This window comes from Escherichia sp. E4742, from assembly GCF_005843885.1.
Lineage (GTDB): Bacteria > Pseudomonadota > Gammaproteobacteria > Enterobacterales > Enterobacteriaceae > Escherichia.
The window spans coordinates 4,879,294-4,898,620 of record NZ_CP040443.1 but is presented as its reverse complement, the minus strand read 5'-3'; the positions used below and the strand labels follow the sequence as shown (position 1 = coordinate 4,898,620).

Genomic DNA, 19,327 nt, shown 5'->3' with positions numbered 1-19,327 from the left:
CAGGCATGATAAAACATCATCAACGAAGATGAAACCAGACGTAATGTATTTTGAATGAATGTAAAAGAAATAGTGCTGCAAAACATAACGATACCGCGATACTCTAAAGTGTAGATAAACGAGTGAGATCACTATATGAAAATTATCCGTTTTGCTCTGCCTTGCCTGCTAGTCCTGGCGGGGTGTTCAACCGCCTCTCAACCCGATGCGCCTAAACCGCCACATGTTGGAATGGCTAATCCTGCATCGGTCTACTGCCAGCAAAAGGGAGGTGCGCTCATTCCGGTACAAACAGCGCAAGGGGTTAGCAACAATTGCAAACTACCGGGCGGTGAAACGATTGATGAATGGGCATTATGGCGGAGGGATCATCCGGCTGATAGAAAATAACAACCGGATGCCGGGCTGGAATCACAAACTGCGTAGCCAATCGGCCAGCACCAGTGCATGGTTTTGCGTGGTATTTTTTGCCGAATAGAGTAGGGTTAGTGTCTGCTGGCGGGCAATATCCGCCAGTCGTTTCCCTTCTTGCTCATGCTGCGCCAGTTCTGCAAGATATTGTTCGCGAAAGGTTTCAAAATCGATCACTTCGCCGTGAAAGGCTTTACGTAGTTCTGTTGAAGGCGTGATGGTTTTGTCCCATTCATCAAGTGCTAAATCTGTTTTCTTGATACCACGCGGCCAGAGACGATCGACCAGTACGCGATAACCATCGCCTTGTTCAGCCGCATCATAGACGCGTTTACACTGAATATTCATCGTGTTTGTTCTCCCTTTCACGCAACATTGCCACGCCACTATAGCACTTTGTTTTTATGCTTATGGCGGCTGCGGCAAAAATTACTGCTTACCAATAATCAGCGAAACCAGGCCAGCAGCAATAAGCGGGCCGACGGGCACACCGCGAAAAAGCGCTACGCCCAAAACCGTACCCATCAGCAATCCGGCTACCAGTTGTGGTTGACTACCCATTAACGTGACGCCGCGTCCGCCAAGCCAGGAAACAATGACGCCTACGGCAATCGCGACTAATGATTTCCAGTTCAGAAACGAGTGAACAAGTGTTGACGGGGGCAGCGTCCCACTGGCGATCGGGGCCATAACACCGATGGTGAGAATAATTATCCCGATGCTCAACCCTTGTTTTTCAATCCAGGGGAAAAAGGTGCTCAACGGTGTGACGCGGACAATGATCAACACCAGAATTGAAACGGCGACAGTGGTGTTGTGGCTGATGAAGCCCAGCGCAGCTAATCCGAGGAGGATTAACAAAGTGACATCAAACATCGTGGTTTCCTTGCCAAAAAATAATTACTCCCTGTACTTTACGCTTGCTGAGGGCAGGAATCAGACATTAATTACCCTTTTTACATAAAAAATAGGGAGAATTGTCATCAAACTGCCATTTACGTACGCTAACAATAACGTGAAAACAGTTATCTCCAGGGGTAAAACCATGAACGATCAAATGTTCATTGAGACACTGATTATCACGTCATCGTTTTTTACCATTGCGGTTGTGCTGGTACTGTCAGTTTTGCTACTTGAACGGACCAGCTAGTTATACAGTACGGCGGAAATGGACCAGCTCTGGTTGCGCAATACGTAAATAATCTGCGGTGTTAAGAATAACTGATTTATCCAGCATGCCCGCATTGAAGGCAATTTCATCGAATCGCTCGAAGAGTAGAGGGTCGGCGACCAGTTTGAGTTTGGGGTGAAAGCTGAAAGGCGGGATAGCGCCAAAAACGCAGCCCGTGAGTTCATCGACCTCTGCCGGGCTGGCAAGCGAGGCGCGTAACCCGCCAATGTGACTGGCGAGTTGGCTCAGATCGGCCTGTTGATCGGCAGGAAGTATCGCTAATACATGTTGATTAACGCCATTACCTTTGACTTTACACACCAGCGCCTTGGCGCCCTGGCCCAAAGCGGTGCCGCGAATTTCTGACACCGCTTCACATTTGCCCACAGCTTCGTGGGTGACGATGCGGAAGTTAGCGCCTTCTTGTGATAATAAAGCGATTAAGCGCTGATGCGTCACGCTTCCTTTAGCCACTTCAGTCATTTCACGCTCCTGGATTTATAACTAAACAACCACAGAAGATTATCATGAACTGCTGTTTTTGTTCTGTTTATTGACATACAGACGTTCATCGGAAGCTTTATAAGCATCATGGATCGTATCGGTTTCTTTCATCGCGTAAATACCGGAAGAGAAGCCGATCTCTTTCTGCGGTGCGATGTGTTGCAGGCGTTTTTCAATACGTTCAGGCAATTGCGCAGCAATTTGTGGCGTCGAATCGACCAGGATGATGCAAAATTCATCACCACCGAGACGGATAGCATAATCACTTTTACGAATCGACTGTTTAATCGCCTGTGCTAATAAAGTAATCGCTAAATCACCTTCCTGATGACCCAGTGTGTCGTTAATTTGTTTTAACTTGTCCATGTCAATAGCAATGAACATGACTGCAGAACCTGCCTGAACCAGGCGTTGCAAGCGTTGCTGCAACTCAGGAGTCAATATTTTGCGGTTATACAATCCGGTCATCGCATCACTAATATTTTCGCGAGTCACGTTTTGGTACAAGCGGAAGTGCATGCGTACCATATTCAGTAATATCAGTGCCGTCAGCAGCCAGAAGACAACGCTTTTCCATGAAGATGTAATAAAGTAAAGAATATCAATGGATAATGTGACGCGAATTCCGCCAGGCAAGTCATGGACATAACTGACATACTGAAACAGATTGTCTTCACTCTGGTTGATAATAATTTCTCGGCCCGAATCTACATCGGTAAGCGTAACATTGAGAAAACGCCAGAGGAGAGGGCGGTCATGAGTGTAAAAGATATTCCGCAGATTGTTTTTATTGATATCCAGCAGCACAATCCCTTTAAGTTGACCCGCGAGATAAACCGGCGTCAGCAAGCTCATCACATTCTGTTTGGTACGCTGATCCTGGTAAATGCTCGATAACACGGTGCGACCGGTAAACACCTTTTCAATATCTTTACGGTTAATGCCAATGCTTCCTGATTGCAAAAACGACCAGTTATTCATGGCGAAGTATTCAACATTGACCGGCTCATAAAAATAGACATAGCGGTCATTGAGATCGAGATAATAGTGAAATTTCTCTTCGGCCATCCCAAGACCGGAACCATAATCATCTTGATGGCGGTTACCTTCCACCGCTTGATCAAATGCGGGTAATAGCGCCGCTGCTTCCACAATTGTGTCACAGTCATCGGATGCGCTCTGTAATGTCCCGCGTAAGCCAGAATAAGTATGGGCCGTCAGGTTTAATCCATAAGTATTATTGGCCGATTCAAAAGCCTCGCAGATAGCACGTCGCTGTTCTGGCGACACCTCTGACTGCTCAGCAGCAAGTGCGCGCATGACATGTGCGGCAATACTCTGATTTTGATACTTATCATAGAGAAAGGAGGAATCCGCTTTCTGGACGATATAGCGCAAGTAGGCGCTCATCGCTCTGTCGCTGGCGACAAGTTCAAAAATAAGGAAGGAAGATGTCAGCACAATGACACTTGCGGCGATAAAATGCCGGAGCATTCTATGGTGCAATTTCATGATAAATGGCACTCCTTCGGTTAGTGAAATGAGAAAACCAGTTAAAGTTCGATTGCGGCCTGGCACAGGGGCGCTAATTATACTCATCTCTGTGCCGTTGGGGAGAAGAAATTTAGTGGTATCAGGAATTAATTGTATGCAAAAGCCACGCAAAATGCATGGCTGTGAATATTTTTGCACTTAAAGACGATGAATAATCACTTTGTTGCCCCTCTCGCTTTTCGCTTCACGTAAGGCTTTATCTGCTTCTGTCATGACAAGCGAAATATTACGCGTATCGCCAGTGGAAAAAACACTGCCAATACTGATGGTCATTGGTTCAGGAACATTATACCTGTTACTAAAGCCGGTCAGGAGTTCGACATTTTTACGTATGCGTTCAGCAATGATTTTTGCCTGGGCAGCATTGAGTTCGGTAAATAGCAGACCAAATACTTCCCCCTCAAGACGGGCTAAAATGTCATCGGGGCGGATACTTTGCTGGATAATATCGACAATTGAAACCAGCACTTTATCACCCACATGATGTCCCCATAGGTCATTGATGCGTTTGAACTGGTTAATATCTACCAGCATGATACAAAAATCCTTCACAACAGGTTGCGTCAATAATGATTCTACGCTGTTGAAAAAGTAACGGCGATTATAAATATTGGTCAACACATCATGAACCGCCAGTTTGCTGGAGAGTTGCAGCTCCTGAAAAATGTTATAAATCAGAAAAGCTACAACAAACAGTTTGCTGGAAACTTCAATGCCACGACTGATGTACCAGATGGTGTAGTTATATTCATCCAGAGTCAGCAGAAGTAAGTTACAGCAGAGCGATGCCAGACATAATAACGCTATTGACGGCCAAAGTTCGCTTGCTAGTCGTGTGCGCATGATAATAAAGAACAGCAAACATGCCCACAGGCAAACCAAAATTTTTGTGTAGTTAATTCCCCAGCTCGCAGAATTGTTATCCGGACAGTAATCTACGACGTATAAGGAATAGTCAGGATTATAACTGCTCAGGTTGTGTGCCAGTAAGGGAAACAACATGAAAGGTATCAGCGCCAACAACAGGATGCAGGTTTTTTTCTTGTTGTTCGTTAGAATACTGTTTCTGTCATAACAGAAGAGAGCTAACGCTGTTAAGCAAATGAAACTTAGCTGGCGAAACAGATATAATATGGAAACATCATTTGATTTAGCCTGAATAAGTGTGCTGTCACTGATAGGTTTATGAATAATGACAATGGTTTCAGTTAAATAGAAAATACCACTTAAAAAAGCAAGGCTTAAAATGAGTGTTGGAAAAATTTCACGGTTAGTGAAATATTTCATTAGCATGAATAGAAAAATGACAGCGTTAAGGAAAAACAAAGCCACAACAACCATCAGATAATTCATCTGCGGGATGAGTTTTACATTGGTGTTTTCGTTATATAAGGTGGTGATGCAAAATAAAATCAATGTCAGTAGCAAACTGAAAATAAAAAAGCTTTGTGCTTTTAGCTTTTGTGTACACATAGAAATCATAAAAAGGAGAGCAGTGTGAGTGCTGATTTTATTGATGGTCGAGATATGTGGTTTTGATCATGATCAATTTTCGGTATTGCTAAAAAATAATTAAAGAATAACCCCGGGAAAATACGTGTTAATCAAATCATTTTTCCGAATGATTGTTTTCTGGAACTAAATTGTGTAAAGGTTGTGCTGTGTTATATTTAAAGCAATTGTAAGCTAACGTATGTAATAAATTAAATAATTTACAGTAAGCTAAAAATCAGCCAGGTAATAATGACCTGGCTGATGGTACTAGTCTTTAGCAGTTGCGTTTTGCTTATGAAACAGTTCACGGAATACCGGATAAATATCATCCTGATCGCGGATATGCCGCAAAAGTTTTCGAAAGTAGATTGCAGGTGCTCATATTCTCGCCACAATGTCTGATGAGCACGACGGGTAATTTCGATATAGCTGTAATAACGAACAACTGGCAGTAATTTCTTCGCCAGAATCTCATGGCACAGCGGAGAATCATCAGCCCAGTTGTCGCCGTCCGATGCTTGTGCAGCATAGATATTCCACTGCGCCGGGTTATAACGATCTTTTACCACATCATCCATCAGTTTCAGTGCGCTGGAAACAATGGTGCCGCCCGTTTCCTGTGAGTAGAAAAACTCATGTTCATCAACTTCTTTTGCCTGGGTATGATGGCGAATGTAAACGACTTCCACGTTCTTGTATGTTCTGCTCAGGAACAGATACAGAAGTATATAAAAACGTTTGGCCATATCTTTGGTGGATTGATCCATCGAGCCAGAAACGTCCATCAGGCAGAACATTACTGCCTGGCTGGAGGGATCGGGCCGTTTCTCGTAATTTTTGTAGCGTAAATCGAAAGTGTCGATGAAAGGAACACGTTCAATTTTAGCTCGCAGTTCGGCAATTTCTTTGCGCAAGCGTTCCTCTTCCAGCAGTTGCGCAGGCTCAGTATTGCTGATTATCGCTAAATCTTCTTCCAGCGCGTGCAGTTCCCGCCGCTTGCCCGCGGTCATCGCGGTACGTCGTGCCAGTGAATTTTGCAATGAACGTACCACGCTAATGTTGGCCGGAACGCCATTTGCGGTATAACCCGCACGATGCGTTTTAAATTCGGTCAACTGGCGTTGCTGGTTTTGTTTCAGATTTGGTAAGGCCAAATCTTCAAACAGCAGATCGAGATACTCATCTTTCGAAATCTGAAAGACGAATTCATCCTGACCTTCACCGTCCTGGCTGGCCTGGCCCTGACCGCTACCAGAACCACCGCCGCCGCCTTGAGGCCGCTCAATACGGTCGTTCTGTACGAAATGGTCGTTGCCCGGATGAACGCGATGGCGCAAGCCGCCACGCCCCTGATGAAACATTGGTTCGCTGATATCTTCCGTTGGAATGGAAACGGACTCGCCGCTGTCGACATCGGTCACCGAACGCTTATTAATGGCCTCGGAGATCGACTGTTTAATTTGCGCTTTATAACGGCGTAAAAACGCTGGCGATTCACCATGCTTTTATTTTTGCCGTTCAGACGCCGGTCAATAAACCAGGTCATATGCCCCCCGTACTGCATTTGCCAACTGTATGCTACGCCTGTGTTGCCGCCTGTCTGGCCCACGGTTCGCTGTCGTTGTAGGCCCGGCGCATGCGCACCGGGCCGTTGTTGTTAAGACGATTTACGTACGCGCAAATACCATTCGCACAGTAAACGCACCTGTTTACGGGTGTAGCCTTTTTCCATCATACGGTCGACAAATCGTCGTGTTTCTTCTGCTCGTCGGTTGAGGTTTTGGCGTTAAACGAAATGACCGGTAACAACTCTTCGGTATTGGAGAACATTTTCTTCTCAATGACCGTGCGCAGTTTTTCGTAACTGGTCCAGTTCGGATTGCGTCCGCTGTTATTCGCTCTGGCACGCAGTACAAAGTTGACGATCTCGTTACGGAAATCTTTCGGATTGCTGATCCCCGCCGGTTTTTCGATTTTCTCCAGCTCGGCGTTCAGCGACTCGCGATCAAACAATTGACCAGTATCCGGATCGCGATACTCCTGGTCCTGAATCCAGAAATCCGCATAGGTGACATAACGGTCGAAAATGTTCTGCCCATATTCAGAATAGGATTCAAGGTAGGCCGTCTGGATCTCTTTGCCGATAAACTCGGCATTCGGGATCAGATAACCTTTCAGGAACTCCAGATAGCGTTCGGCCTGTTCTTGCGGGAACTGCTCGCGTTCAATCTGCTGTTCAAGAACGTAGAACAGATGAACCGGGTTAGCCGCCACTTCCACGTGATCGAAGTTGAACACACGGGAGAGGATCTTAAATGCGAAACGCGTAGACAGACCGTTCATCCCTTCATCGACGCCCGCGTAGTCACGATATTCCTGATATGACTTGGCTTTCGGATCGGTATCTTTCAGGCTTTCGCCATCATAAACGCGCATCTTCGAATAAATGCTGGAGTTTTCTGGCTCTTTCAGGCGCGAAAGAATGGAAAAACGTGACAATGTTTCCAGCGTGCCTGGCGCGCATGGCGCGTGAGTCAATTCACTATGATTAAGTAATTTCTCGTAGATTTTGATCTCTTCGAAATACGCAAGCAATACGGCACCTTCACGATATAGACACGGTCGAGGAAGGCTTCGTTGTTTTTATTATTACGGAAAGTCACCCATTCAGATTCGTTCGAGTGGGCGAGAATAATCCCGTGTTGAACGGCAGGGCGGAGGATACCTTCCGTCCCGTTGTAGTTACCTTCCTGAGTGCGGTTAACAGGGGATGCAGCACTTTAATCGGTGCTTTGAACATCTCAACAAATTCCATGATCCCCTGGTTGGCGCGGCACAGCGCCCCGGAATAGCCGTAGGCATCCGGATCGTTCTGGGCGTGGTGTTCGAGTTTACGAATATCCACTTTCCCCACCAGCGCGGAAATATCCTGGTTGTTCTCATCGCCCGGTTCCGTTTTGGCAATGGCAATCTGTTGCAGAATAGACGGCCACACTTTGACCACGCGGAATTTAGTGATGTCGCCACCAAATTCGTGCAGGCGTTTTGCCGCCCACGGCGACATAATGGTGCCAAGGTAGCGGCGTGGAATGCCGTACTCTTTTTCAAGGATCTGCGCATCTTCCTGTGGATTGAACAGACAGAACGGATGATCGTTAACCGGGCTTCGCTCACCGTTGGCGCTCAATACATAAATAGGCACGCGTTGCATTAATGATTTCAGTCGTTCAGCAAGTGACGACTTACCCCCACCCACAGGCCCCAGCAGATACAGGATTTGTTTCTTCTCTTCCAGCCCCTGAGCCGCGTGTTTCAGATAAGAGACAATCTGTTCAATCGCGTCTTCCATGCCGTAAAACTCTTCAAATGCCGGATAACGTGCGATGACCCGGTTAGAAAAGAGTCGAGAAAGTCTGGGCTCCTGGGCTGTATCGACCATGACAGGCTCACCAATAGCCATCAATAGCCGCTCTGCCGCGTTGGCATAAGCACTGCGATCTTGCCGACAAATGGTAAGAAACTCCTGCAGTGTGAACTCTTCGTCCTTGGCAGCTTCATATCGCTGGCGATAGTGATCGAATATATTCATGGTATGCCGTCCTTTCGTTTTTTAGCACAGGTTAAGAGCCGTTCATATGAATAGTAGAGGCTCCCGGAAGAGGTAAACTGAACGACGTCTCTTGCTAAAACACAGCAACTCTCATGCCATCCTGCCGACCATGAGAACAACGTGCCCGGTGATACACCTTCAAAATTAAGCGTAGATGGCAATTGAGAAACTTGCCTGCACGGCTTTCTGAATTTCAATGGCATATCAACAACTCATCCATAAAATTGCATAACTAATGTAAAGAATAATGCCGCCAGAAACGCAGAATTCATTCAGCTGTAAGCACTGCGTCATCTGCGTCAGGAAAATTAAACAGTTACCTTTGGAAATGAAAACGTAAAAAGTTTGGGTTTCGTTGTATTGACGGGTAAACTTTGTCGCCCGCTAAACATTTGTTTAAGGAATAATTAATTGTGACCAAACTCAAACTTCTGGCACTTGGAGTGCTTATCGCAACGTCTGCAGGCGTAGCACACGCTGAAGGTAATTTTTCCCTGGGCGCAGGCGTAGGTGTCGTTGAACACCCTTATAAAGATTACGATACCGATGTTTACCCAGTACCGGTAATCAACTACGAAGGCGATAACTTCTGGTTCCGTGGCTTAGGTGGTGGTTACTACCTGTGGAATGATGCAACGGATAAACTCTCAATTACCGCTTACTGGTCGCCGCTCTACTTCAAAGCCAAAGACAGTGGCGATCACCAAATGCGTCACCTGGATGACCGTAAGAGCACCATGATGGCTGGTCTGTCTTACGCTCACTTTACCCAGTATGGTTACCTGCGTACCACCCTGGCTGGCGATACCCTGGATAACAGCAACGGCATTGTCTGGGATATGGCCTGGTTGTATCGTTACACCAACGGCGGCCTGACCGTGACCCCGGGGATCGGTGTGCAGTGGAACAGCGAAAACCAGAACGAGTACTACTATGGCGTATCGCGTAAAGAGTCCGCTCGCAGCGGTCTGCGTGGCTATAACCCGAATGACAGCTGGAGCCCGTATCTGGAGCTGAGCGCCAGCTACAACTTCCTCGGCGACTGGAACGTTTATGGCTCCGCGCGCTATACCCGCCTGTCTGACGAAGTTACTGACAGCCCGATGGTGGATAAATCCTGGACTGGCCTGATTTCTACCGGGATCACCTACAAATTCTGATAATGCATCTTTCCAGGGCATTTTGTGCATAAAAACAGGGCGTAATGCCCTGTTTTGCATTACGGTGGTGCAAAAACTGGGAGGAAGCGATGCAACAGAAAACGATTCAATTTAGTGGCGATGTCTCACTGCCAGCCATAGGGCAGGGAACATGGTATATGGGCGAAGAGGTCAGCCAGCGTAAAACCGAAGTTGATGCACTGCGTGCGGGCATTGATCTTGGTTTAACTCTCATTGATACCGCCGAAATGTATGCCGATGGCGGTGCCGAAAAGGTGGTTGGTGAAGCATTATCCGGCCTGCGTGATAAGGTTTTCCTCGTCTCCAAAGTCTATCCGTGGAATGCCGGCGGGCAAAAAGCCATTAACGCTTGCGAAGCCAGTTTACGTCGTCTCAATACCGATTATCTCGATCTCTACTTATTGCACTGGTCTGGCAGTTTCGCTTTTGAAGAGACTGTTGCGGCAATGGAAAAACTGATCGCCCAGGGCAAAATTCGCCGCTGGGGCGTTTCTAATCTTGATTATGCCGACATGCAGGAACTCTGGCAGGTGCCAGGGGGAAATCAGTGCGCTACCAATCAGGTGCTTTATCATCTCGGTTCGCGCGGTATTGAATATGATCTGCTACCCTGGTGTCAGCAACAACATATGCCAGTGATGGCATACAGTCCGTTGGCGCAGGCCGGGCGCTTACGTAATGGCTTGCTAAAAAACGCAGTGGTCAACGAAATAGCTCATGCTCACAATGCCACTGCCGCGCAAGTTTTGCTGGCGTGGGTGATCAGCCATCAGGGCGTGATGGCGATTCCGAAAGCGGCAACTGTCGCACTTGTCCAACAAAATGCGGCAGTGTTGGAATTGACGCTTTCAGGGGAAGAACTGACGATGCTGGAAAAAGCGTACCCGGCACCAAAAGGAAAAACTGCGCTGGATATGGTGTGATTTGCTGCAAGGCCGGATGCATGCATCCGGCACAGTAACTCACGCAAATTAACGTTTGGCAACGCGAATGGATTGCGCCAGATGTGAAGGTTTCTCTTTGGTGACTTTTTGAGTCTCTGAGGCGTAAGCGGTTTCTACGCAGACAAAGGTTTTGTAACCATCATCCGGCATATCGCCCATGCTGACTGAAAGCGCCGGTCCTGGGTTCCAGCCAACGACGTTCAGATGATGCTGGTGGCTTACGGTGACAATACGATTCAACGCCTCGTCATTAATCACACTGCAATCCTGCGCATTCAGATACACGCGATCGGTACGGTCAGGGAAGGTCTGAATACCGTCGGTCAGTACATCTTCTTTCGCGTCATTTACTTTATCAATGAAGCGATCGCCCAGTCCGCTGACGCTTACCTTAGCAATATCACCCACGTTAAAGTAGGTATGCAGGGCAGAGGTGGTTTCAAATTCGCCATGTGATTCAAGATCGATTTCACAGGTTTTACCCACGCGGAAATGCGCTAACAGCGTAAAGTCGTGCGCGCCAGAATTTTTTCGTCTCTTCGCTTTGTGTCAATTCGAAAGTCAGCGCCACGCCATCGGCATCTTCACTATGTGATTTCAGCGTCCACGGCAGGTTACGGGCAAAACCGTGCGCAGGCAGACCTTGTTGTGCAGCCGGACCAAACCACGGCCAGCAAACCGGTACGCCACCGCGAATGGCGACACCATTTTTAAACGGGGTATTGTTGCTCAACCACAGAACTTCTTCCTCACCCGCAGGTTTCCACGAGAGAAGATGAGCGCCCTGTAATGCAAAAGAGGCTTTTACCTGGGGATGATCGACCACAATAAGGTCCAGTTCATCCAGTTTACGACGGGAGAGGACAGGGGAAATTTGTTCGATGACCGGAAGGGCAAAAATTTTCTTAATCATGACGCAGTCCTTTAACTTCATTTCATCAGGTAAAAAAAAGAGCGACCGAAGTCGCTCTTTATAGATCACAGTATCATCTCAACTTATTTGGAGATGTGAGCGATCAGGTCCAGAACTTTGTTGGAGTAACCGGTTTCGTTGTCGTACCAGGATACCAGTTTCACGAAGTTGTCGTTCAGAGCGATACCAGCTTTAGCATCGAACACGGAAGTGCAAACTTCGCCGTTGAAATCGGTAGATACTACGTCATCTTCGGTGTAGCCCAGAACGCCTTTCATTTCGCCTTCAGCAGCAGCTTTAACGGCAGCTTTGATCTGCTCGTAAGTTGCAGCTTTTTCCAGACGAACGGTCAGGTCAACTACGGATACGTTCGGGGTCGGAACGCGGAACGCCATACCAGTCAGTTTGCCATTCAGTTCTGGCAGTACTTTACCTACAGCTTTAGCAGCACCGGTAGAGGACGGGATGATGTTCTGGGAAGCGCCACGACCGCCGCGCCAGTCTTTGTGAGACGGGCCGTCAACGGTTTTCTGAGTAGCGGTGGTAGCGTGAACGGTGGTCATCAGACCTTCGATGATACCGAAGTTATCGTTGATAACTTTAGCCAGCGGAGCCAGGCAGTTGGTGGTGCAGGAAGCGTTGGAAACGATGTCCTGGCCAGCATATTTGTCGAAGTTAGCGCCTTTAACGAACATCGGAGTGTTGTCTTTAGACGGACCAGTCATAACCACTTTTTTCGCACCAGCGGTGATGTGTTTACGAGCAGTTTCGTCAGTCAGGAACAGACCAGTTGCTTCAGCGACAACGTCAACACCAACTTCGTCCCATTTCAGGTTAGCCGGATCACGTTCAGCGGTAACACGGATTTTTTTACCGTTAACGATCAGATGACCGTCTTTCACTTCAACGGTACCGTCGAAACGGCCGTGAGTGGAGTCATATTTCAGCATGTATGCCATGTAATCAGCGTCTAACAGGTCGTTGATTGCAACGATCTCGATGTCAGAACGTTTCTGAGCAGCACGGAAAACAATGCGACCGATACGGCCAAAACCGTTGATACCTACTTTGATAGTCATATATTCCACCAGCTATTTGTTAGTGAATAAAAGGTTGCCTGTAAAATTACAAAAACCTTACGCAGCGTCAAGCGGAATCGTGTCAATCATTGCGACAAATCAATCCTCTGCCTAAGCATTACGCGACTGACTTGCCTCACTCTTCCTTTGTGCCTGAAACCACATGAGGGCGGCGCCGAGAATTTTAAAGGGCAATTATGATAAAAATGTGATTTTCATCACGATTTAGGCGCTGCCATTTCGCTGAGATCAAGTTTAGGACAAATTTTTGCCAGTTGGTGTTAATGTTTTGTTAGAATTGGTCGCGTAATGTGAGCGTGATTAAAGTGAGATGTGAGCAAATGGCTAACAAACCTTCGGCAGACGAACTGAAAAACAAATTGTCCGAGATGCAGTTTTACGTGACACAGAATCACGGGACGGAGCCACCATTTACTGGCCGTTTACTGCACAATAAGCGTGACGGCGTTTACCACTGTTTGATCTGCGATGCCCCTCTGTTTCACTCCCAGTCTAAATATGATTCAGGTTGTGGCTGGCCGAGCTTTTATGAACCGGTGAGTGAAGATTCAATCCGTTATATCAAAGACTTGTCTCATGGAATGCAGCGCATCGAGATTCGTTGCGGTAACTGTGATGCCCATCTTGGACATGTCTTTCCTGATGGGCCGCAGCCCACAGGCGAACGTTATTGTGTTAACTCAGCCTCTTTACGTTTCACTGATGGTGAAAATGGCGAAGAAATCAACGGTTGAAAAAACGATTCAGCAACTTATTCCACAGGAGCGGAAAAATCATGAATCTTGATGAAATGATCAACAGCATGACGCCTGAGGTTTACCAGCGTTTATCGACAGCCGTTGAACTGGGTAAATGGCCAGATGGTGTTGCCTTGAGCGAAGAACAAAAAGAGAACTGTCTGCAACTGGTGATGCTGTGGCAAGCGCGAAACAATACCGACGCGCAGCATATGACTATCGATACGAACGGTCAGATGGTCATGAAGAGCAAACAGCAGTTGAAAGAAGATTTTGGTATCACGGCAAAACCAATTGCCATGTTTAAGTAAATGAATAGTCCCCTTTGTAGAGTGGTTATGAAGGGAGGGGGCTATGCGTTGATTCTATGTTTAACAACGCATATCAGATGCACCGCTGACGCACTTTATCTGGCCTACAACGTCAGTACAGAATTGTAGGCCAGCGTAAAATTATCCCTGCGTCTCTTCCCAGTCCGCCAGCGTATATAGCGTTGCCCCAGCGGCTGACATCTCCATAAATGCGTGCGCACTGTCTTGTGGCTGGATATTCACGCCACGACAACCATCAGTAATCACGTTCACGCTATAACCTGCCTGCAACGCGTCCAGCACGGTAAACTTCACGCAATAGTCAGTAGCCAGACCCATAACGATCAACTCATTGATTTTATGTTTGCGCAACCAGTCATCGAGCGCGGTTTTCTGCCGACGACCGTTATCAAAAAAAGCACTGTAACTGTCAACTAAAGGGTTTTCGCCTTTATGGAACACAGCAGCAATCGCTTTTTGATTCAGTAACGGATGTAATTGTGCGCCTTCACTGTTCTGCACACAGTGTTCAGGCCAGAATGTTTGCGGCAGGCCGTCGAGTTGCCCCTGCGTATAAGGCTCTACACCGTGCTGGCTGGCAAAACTGCCATGATTAGCCGGGTGCCAGTCCTGACTGGCAATAACTGCTTCTCCGCGCGACTGGCACCAGTCAATCAGGCGGTTAGCAACATCCACAGTGCTGTCACCTTCTGGTACGGCGAGCGCGCCACCAGCACAGAAATCATTTTGTAAATCGACCAGTAACAGAGCGCGTTGGGGCATTACAGTCTCCTTAATCATCCGGCGTCAGTTCGCCGCGCAGGTTTTGGCTCATGGCCTTGCGAATGGTTTCGGTATCCAGTCCCTGGCTGAGCAGGTAGTGCAGTTTGGTTAGCGTGGCTTCTACGGTCATATCCGCACCGCCAATAACACCGGCATGGGCGAGGGCGTTACCGGTGGCATAACCGCCCATATTCACTTTCCCGGACATGCATTGTGTCAGGTTAACCACCACAATTCCGCGATCGCTGGCTTCTTGTAATTCTTGCAGGAATGCTTTGTTTTGCGGCGCATTACCCACGCCATATGAGCGCAAAATCAACGCTTTCACCGGTTGACGGAGGAAATTACGCACGACGTCAGCAGAAATCCCCGGATAAATTGTTACCACACCGATCGGTTGTGGGGTGATCGGATGAACGATCAGTTCACCTTCACCGTGCGGTGCTGGTGGCGTATTTAAACGACGGATGTGAATACCGGCTTCCAGCAATGGAGGAAGATTCGGGGAAGCGAAGGCATCAAAACCATCGGCATGGGCTTTGGTGGTGCGGTTACCGCGATACAGACGGTTATTAAAAAAGAGCGTCACTTCATTGATGGGATAATTCGCCGCAACGTATAACGCATTCAACAGATTGATTTGTCCGTCAGAGCGTAATTCGGCTAATGGGATTTGTGACCCTGTCACAATAACCGGTTTACCAAGGTTCTCCAGCATGAACGACAGCGCAGAGGCGGTATACGCCATCGTATCGGTGCCGTGCAGAATGACAAAACCATCGTATTCGTCATAGCGCGCTTTAATATCTTCAGCAATATGCTGCCAGTCTTCCGGCGTCATATCGGAAGAATCCATCAACGGTGTGTATTCATGAATAGTGAAATCTGGCATCTCCGGGCGATGGAACTCCGGCATCAGCGCCAGCTGGCGTTGTAGATGACCTGACACCGGAATATAACCCTGCTCGGAACGCTGCATCCCGATGGTTCCGCCCGTGTAGGCAACGTAGATAGATTTCTTTTGCATGATATTGATATGAATGATGTAGAAAAGAGCAAAAGTATATACGTGAGGGGCAGCGAGCGCACCTGGATACTCTGTGGATATGAGAAAAGTACAGCGGAACAGAGGAACTGGCGTTCCGCTGGAGGAAAGAGATTAATCCTGCAACGCATAGGTTACGGTCGTGACTACGCGCACCGTCTTATTAATCGCAGTGGGATCATCTTCGTCACTGCCACTGGCGAAGATCTGGAACACCCCTTGCGAAGCATCGCTGATTGACCCCACCTGACTACCTGAATCCGTCGCAAACTGTAATGCTGCGTTGCGTGCGTCTTTTGTCGCGGCAGCAATCATCTCAGCGCGCAGTGCGCCAATGCCGTTGAAACGATAGGCGACTTTGCTCTCGGCGATAGCTCCATCCGTAGCGACTTGTAGTTCGTTTAATTTAGCGACAACTTTTTCGACAGCAGCAACGTTATGGGTTTTTATCGTCACTGACCCGTCGGCGTTATAGTGTGGCATTGTGGGATCATCTTTGAGATAAAAGGAATCCGTTCGTTTACTGGTCCATTGACCCACGTTTATCTCTTTGTCGTTAATCCCCTGAGCGTTGAGTTCGGCAACAATTTTTTCTGTGCGTCTTCCAGTTTTGGGAAAAGCTCGCCGGGAACATTACCTTTAAAGTTAATCGCAATTGTTAATTCAGCCGTATCTGCGCGAACTTCTTTTTCCGAAAGCCCTCGTACGTTCACATAACGGTTGTTGGTTTTTAAATGTTTAACACCATCGCCGACGAAATAACCACAGGCGCTGATCCCCAGTCCGAGGACAATAGCGGCAATTAAAGAGGGTGCCTTATCCACTGATGACTCCTTATCAGATGCTAAATGAGCAAGGCAATGTAATGGAGGGTGGGAGTGAAAGACAGTCCGGTTCAGGAGTGTGGCCGACAGCATATCGGCCACATATTTACAGGAATTAACGCACGTTGGCGCAGGTCAGGCAAAACGCATAACGGTTTTGCGGATCGTTAAAGGCAGCCAGCTTGTCGCTTTCGCTTTTCACGGTAGAGGCGACCGAGGCCAGCGGGGTGGGTAACATGGCCTGGAGCGTATCTGGCAGCATCGCCCGTACTGAACCTGACATGTTGTCCATGACCTTATCGAAGAAGGTCGGTTCATCGACGTAATATTCCAGATGCCACTGCTTCAGTTTTGCCAGTTCTGCCGCTTTAGCGACCGCATCATCGAAATCACCGAGACTATCGACCAGCCCATTCGCTTTTGCATCCTGACCGGTCCAGACATGGCCCTGGGCGATTTTATCAATCTGCTCTGGCGTCGAATTACGTGAATCAGCAACCAGCGTGATAAAGCGTTTATAGCCGTTCTCAATGCTCAATTGCATCATCTGCTGTACTTCTGGCGGCAGTGATTTAGTGATGGAAACATCTGCCAATGGTGATGTAGACACGCCATCGGTATGTACACCAATCGAATCCAGGCTGTTTTCTACAGTGGTGATCACGCCGAAGATACCGATAGAACCGGTCAGGGTGCTCGGGTTAGCCACAATGTAATTGGCCGGCGTGGAGATCCAGTAACCACCGGATGCCGCCATACCGCCCATTGACACAACCACAGGCTTGCCTGCGGCTCTGGCGGCTGCCAGTTCAGAGCGAATCACTTCAGAAGCCGTTACGCTTCCGCCAGGGCTGTTTACGCGCAGAACGATCGCTTTCACTTTCGGATCAAGGCGAGCGTCACGGATTTGTGCCGCAGTCGTATCGCCGCCAACATTCCCCTGAGTTTCTTCGCCATCCATAATCGCGCCATTAGCGAAGACGACACCGATGCTGTCGCCGGTATCTGCCGGAGTTTTCAGTGCGTAATCGTAATAACTGATGGCGCGATAATTTTTATCGGCCTTGCTCCAGCCAAACTCTTTGGTCAGGGCTTTTTCAATTTCGGCATTCGTTGCCAGCACGTCGACCAGTTTGTTGTCCAGCGCGTACTTCGCAGTATCGCCGCCCGTTTTGGTTAAGCCAGCAAGTAGCCCTTGTGCCCCAGGGAATACCTGCTGGGCAGGGATCTGGCGGTTAGCGGCAACGGTGTTGAGATAGTTTTGCCACAGTTCGCCAATCCAACGGCTATCGGCTTCGCGGGCTGCTGGTGACATATCATCTCGAATAAACGGTTCAACGGCAGATTTATACGTACCCACGCGGAACACATGGGTGGAAACTTTCAGCTTATCCAGCAACGATTTGTAGTACAGACCGTTGGTGGCAAAACCGTGCAGATCAACCACGCCTTGCGGGGACAGCCAAATTTTGTTGGCGAAACTGGCGAGATAATATTGCCCCTGGCTGTAGTTCTCGCCAATGGCATAAACCGGTTTACCGCTGTCACGAAACTCTTTCAGGGCTTTGCCGATGTACTGCATAGACGGTTGGTCGCCGCCCGCAAAATCTTTCAAATCCATCACGATACCGGTGATATTCCGGTCATCTTTAGCCTGGCGAATCGTGTTCACGATATCAAAAAGCGAATTTTCCTGCAGACGATCGGAACTGGCGCCAAGCAGCTGGCGGCTTAACTTACTAAACCGCTGCGAACTGTCGGGCTTATCGACGATCACGCCTGAAATATCGAGCAGTAATGCGCCACGACCCGCGGTTTCTTTAGTATCGCTACTACTGACCTGCATCCAGATCCCCACGCCAACCAGCACGAGGAAAATAAAGAACAGGTTAAGTACCATTTCACGGACAAAATTGAGCAGACGCCACGTCCATTTAAAAAATCCGGCAATAAATCGCCAAAGGGTTCGCATGTATTCTCCCAGACTAAAGGTCACACCTGTTGCAGGTGCAATAGATGTGGTTATCGTAATGACCCAACCGGCACTTGTCAGCAGGAATCGCGGACTGTGCTGTAACAAAATCCACTCTCGTGTTAATTTTGTGAATAAACATCATGACAGGAGTTAATCAAATGGATGCACTCGAACTATTGATCAACCGCCGCAGCGCCTCACGTCTGGCTGAACCTGCTCCAACTGGCGAACAACTGCAAAATATCCTGCGTGCCGGAATGCGTGCACCGGACCATAAGTCCATGCAACCGTGGCATTTTTTTGTGATTGAAGGGGAAGGCCGCGAACGTTTCAGTACCGTGCTGCAACAGGGTGCAATTGCTGCGGGTAGTGATGATAAAGCTATCGACAAAGCCCGTAATGCCCCGTTCCGTGCGCCGCTCATCATCACCGTGGTGGCGAAATGTGAAGAAAATCATAAAGTCCCGTGTTGGGAGCAGGAGATGTCTGCGGGTTGCGCGGTTATGGCGATGCAAATGGCGGCGGTTGCCCAGGGCTTTGGCGGCATTTGGCGTAGTGGTGGGTTAACCGAAAGTCCGGTGGTGCGTGAGGCGTTCGGTTGTCGGGAGCAGGATAAAATTGTCGGCTTTCTCTATCTCGGCACGCCGCAATTGAAAGCGTCAACGTCGATTAACGTTCCGGATCCGACGCCGTTTGTTACTTATTTTTGATAATTTTCGCAAAACTGTCTGGATTATGAGCAAAGGCGCAGGAATTCAGACACTCTCACT

The 19,327-nt window shown here is 48.2% G+C and carries 17 protein-coding genes and 4 pseudogenes; 7 read left to right on the top strand and 14 right to left on the bottom strand.

Features of this window, described 5'->3' with window-relative positions:
- Positions 1–135 precede the first annotated feature (135 nt).
- Positions 136–390: a putative hemolysin gene (locus FEM44_RS23845; RefSeq protein WP_130223477.1), complete on the top strand. Its 255-nt coding sequence runs from the start codon at positions 136–138 to the stop codon at positions 388–390.
- A 21-nt stretch (positions 391–411) separates the two neighbouring features.
- On the opposite strand, the gene FEM44_RS23840 is transcribed toward FEM44_RS23845, so the two are convergent.
- On the bottom strand, positions 412–759 hold the full coding sequence (locus tag FEM44_RS23840) for a DUF488 domain-containing protein (RefSeq protein ID WP_130257685.1): 348 nt from the start codon (positions 757–759) through the stop codon (positions 412–414).
- Positions 760–840: 81 nt separating this feature from the next.
- Positions 841–1,287 carry a DUF441 domain-containing protein gene (locus FEM44_RS23835; RefSeq protein WP_130223473.1) on the bottom strand — a complete coding sequence of 149 codons (447 nt, stop codon included), beginning with the start codon at positions 1,285–1,287 and terminating at the stop codon, positions 841–843.
- 169 nt (positions 1,288–1,456) lie between these two features.
- Between FEM44_RS23835 and yoaI the strand changes: the two genes are divergently transcribed.
- The gene (gene yoaI / locus FEM44_RS23830) at positions 1,457–1,561 is read left to right on the top strand and encodes a small membrane protein YoaI (RefSeq protein WP_135522300.1); all 105 of its coding nucleotides are present in this window, start codon (positions 1,457–1,459) and stop codon (positions 1,559–1,561) included.
- Here yoaI and yeaK read toward each other — a convergent pair whose 3' ends face one another.
- From yeaK to FEM44_RS26125, 6 genes and pseudogenes are all read right to left on the bottom strand, one after another.
- Positions 1,562–2,065: a mischarged aminoacyl-tRNA deacylase gene (gene yeaK / locus FEM44_RS23825; RefSeq protein ID WP_130218791.1), complete on the bottom strand. Its 504-nt coding sequence runs from the start codon at positions 2,063–2,065 to the stop codon at positions 1,562–1,564.
- 42 nt (positions 2,066–2,107) lie between these two features.
- Positions 2,108–3,598 (bottom strand): diguanylate cyclase DgcJ, encoded by a 1,491-nt coding sequence (gene dgcJ, locus FEM44_RS23820; RefSeq protein ID WP_135522605.1) that lies wholly within the window; start codon positions 3,596–3,598, stop codon positions 2,108–2,110.
- 180 nt (positions 3,599–3,778) lie between these two features.
- Complete coding sequence (locus FEM44_RS23815; RefSeq protein ID WP_138159219.1) at positions 3,779–5,122, bottom strand: sensor domain-containing diguanylate cyclase; 1,344 nt, start codon at positions 5,120–5,122, stop codon at positions 3,779–3,781.
- A 279-nt stretch (positions 5,123–5,401) separates the two neighbouring features.
- Positions 5,402–6,680: pseudogene (locus tag FEM44_RS23810) on the bottom strand (YeaH/YhbH family protein).
- A gap of 185 nt (positions 6,681–6,865) precedes the next feature.
- Entirely contained in the window at positions 6,866–7,570 is a 705-nt protein-coding gene (locus FEM44_RS26130) for a hypothetical protein (protein ID WP_441316623.1), read from the bottom strand.
- Between the two features lie 72 nt (positions 7,571–7,642).
- Positions 7,643–8,723 (bottom strand): annotated as a pseudogene (locus FEM44_RS26125) (PrkA family serine protein kinase); the annotation flags it as partial.
- A 434-nt stretch (positions 8,724–9,157) separates the two neighbouring features.
- Here FEM44_RS26125 and mipA point away from each other — a divergent pair.
- Entirely contained in the window at positions 9,158–9,904 is a 747-nt protein-coding gene (gene mipA, locus FEM44_RS23800) for a scaffolding protein MipA (RefSeq protein WP_130223469.1), read from the top strand.
- Between the two features lie 89 nt (positions 9,905–9,993).
- On the top strand, positions 9,994–10,848 hold the full coding sequence (locus FEM44_RS23795; protein ID WP_135522301.1) for an aldo/keto reductase: 855 nt from the start codon (positions 9,994–9,996) through the stop codon (positions 10,846–10,848).
- A gap of 48 nt (positions 10,849–10,896) precedes the next feature.
- On the opposite strand, the pseudogene FEM44_RS23790 reads toward FEM44_RS23795, so the two are convergent.
- Positions 10,897–11,782 (bottom strand): annotated as a pseudogene (locus FEM44_RS23790) (D-hexose-6-phosphate mutarotase).
- Between the two features lie 83 nt (positions 11,783–11,865).
- Positions 11,866–12,861, bottom strand: coding sequence for a glyceraldehyde-3-phosphate dehydrogenase (gapA, locus tag FEM44_RS23785; protein WP_000153502.1), 996 nt, complete (start codon positions 12,859–12,861; stop codon positions 11,866–11,868).
- A 341-nt stretch (positions 12,862–13,202) separates the two neighbouring features.
- Here gapA and msrB point away from each other — a divergent pair, with 341 nt between their 5' ends.
- Together msrB and FEM44_RS23775 are read left to right on the top strand one after the other, a co-directional pair.
- Positions 13,203–13,616 (top strand): peptide-methionine (R)-S-oxide reductase MsrB, encoded by a 414-nt coding sequence (msrB, locus tag FEM44_RS23780; protein WP_130218799.1) that lies wholly within the window; start codon positions 13,203–13,205, stop codon positions 13,614–13,616.
- Positions 13,617–13,657: 41 nt separating this feature from the next.
- A complete protein-coding gene (locus FEM44_RS23775; RefSeq protein ID WP_135522303.1) occupies positions 13,658–13,930 on the top strand; it encodes a YeaC family protein in 273 nt (90 codons plus the stop codon).
- A 141-nt stretch (positions 13,931–14,071) separates the two neighbouring features.
- On the opposite strand, the gene pncA is transcribed toward FEM44_RS23775, so the two are convergent.
- The 4 genes and pseudogenes from pncA to sppA form a co-directional block, all read right to left on the bottom strand.
- Positions 14,072–14,713 (bottom strand): bifunctional nicotinamidase/pyrazinamidase, encoded by a 642-nt coding sequence (gene pncA, locus FEM44_RS23770; RefSeq protein ID WP_135522304.1) that lies wholly within the window; start codon positions 14,711–14,713, stop codon positions 14,072–14,074.
- A gap of 10 nt (positions 14,714–14,723) precedes the next feature.
- Positions 14,724–15,740, bottom strand: coding sequence for an asparaginase (gene ansA / locus FEM44_RS23765; protein WP_135522305.1), 1,017 nt, complete (start codon positions 15,738–15,740; stop codon positions 14,724–14,726).
- A gap of 132 nt (positions 15,741–15,872) precedes the next feature.
- Positions 15,873–16,582, bottom strand: a pseudogene (locus FEM44_RS23760) (SIMPL domain-containing protein).
- A gap of 115 nt (positions 16,583–16,697) precedes the next feature.
- Positions 16,698–18,554, bottom strand: coding sequence for a signal peptide peptidase SppA (gene sppA, locus FEM44_RS23755; RefSeq protein WP_135522306.1), 1,857 nt, complete (start codon positions 18,552–18,554; stop codon positions 16,698–16,700).
- A gap of 161 nt (positions 18,555–18,715) precedes the next feature.
- Here sppA and FEM44_RS23750 point away from each other — a divergent pair, with 161 nt between their 5' ends.
- Positions 18,716–19,267: an NAD(P)H nitroreductase gene (locus tag FEM44_RS23750; protein WP_135522307.1), complete on the top strand. Its 552-nt coding sequence runs from the start codon at positions 18,716–18,718 to the stop codon at positions 19,265–19,267.
- Positions 19,268–19,327: the final 60 nt, after the last annotated feature.

Coding starts and splice junctions, on each gene's coding strand:
- yoaI (WP_135522300.1), top strand. CDS start 1,457: ATGAACGATCAAATGTTCATTGAGACACTGATTATCACGTCATCGTTT.
- FEM44_RS23750 (WP_135522307.1), top strand. CDS start 18,716: ATGGATGCACTCGAACTATTGATCAACCGCCGCAGCGCCTCACGTCTG.
- pncA (WP_135522304.1), bottom strand. CDS start 14,713: ATGCCCCAACGCGCTCTGTTACTGGTCGATTTACAAAATGATTTCTGT.
- ansA (WP_135522305.1), bottom strand. CDS start 15,740: ATGCAAAAGAAATCTATCTACGTTGCCTACACGGGCGGAACCATCGGG.
- dgcJ (WP_135522605.1), bottom strand. CDS start 3,598: ATGAAATTGCACCATAGAATGCTCCGGCATTTTATCGCCGCAAGTGTC.
- sppA (WP_135522306.1), bottom strand. CDS start 18,554: ATGCGAACCCTTTGGCGATTTATTGCCGGATTTTTTAAATGGACGTGG.
- FEM44_RS23795 (WP_135522301.1), top strand. CDS start 9,994: ATGCAACAGAAAACGATTCAATTTAGTGGCGATGTCTCACTGCCAGCC.
- FEM44_RS23815 (WP_138159219.1), bottom strand. CDS start 5,122: ATGATTTCTATGTGTACACAAAAGCTAAAAGCACAAAGCTTTTTTATT.
- FEM44_RS26130 (WP_441316623.1), bottom strand. CDS start 7,570: ATGCGCGTTTATGATGGCGAAAGCCTGAAAGATACCGATCCGAAAGCC.
- FEM44_RS23775 (WP_135522303.1), top strand. CDS start 13,658: ATGAATCTTGATGAAATGATCAACAGCATGACGCCTGAGGTTTACCAG.
- FEM44_RS23835 (WP_130223473.1), bottom strand. CDS start 1,287: ATGTTTGATGTCACTTTGTTAATCCTCCTCGGATTAGCTGCGCTGGGC.
- yeaK (WP_130218791.1), bottom strand. CDS start 2,065: ATGACTGAAGTGGCTAAAGGAAGCGTGACGCATCAGCGCTTAATCGCT.
- msrB (WP_130218799.1), top strand. CDS start 13,203: ATGGCTAACAAACCTTCGGCAGACGAACTGAAAAACAAATTGTCCGAG.
- FEM44_RS23840 (WP_130257685.1), bottom strand. CDS start 759: ATGAATATTCAGTGTAAACGCGTCTATGATGCGGCTGAACAAGGCGAT.
- FEM44_RS23845 (WP_130223477.1), top strand. CDS start 136: ATGAAAATTATCCGTTTTGCTCTGCCTTGCCTGCTAGTCCTGGCGGGG.
- gapA (WP_000153502.1), bottom strand. CDS start 12,861: ATGACTATCAAAGTAGGTATCAACGGTTTTGGCCGTATCGGTCGCATT.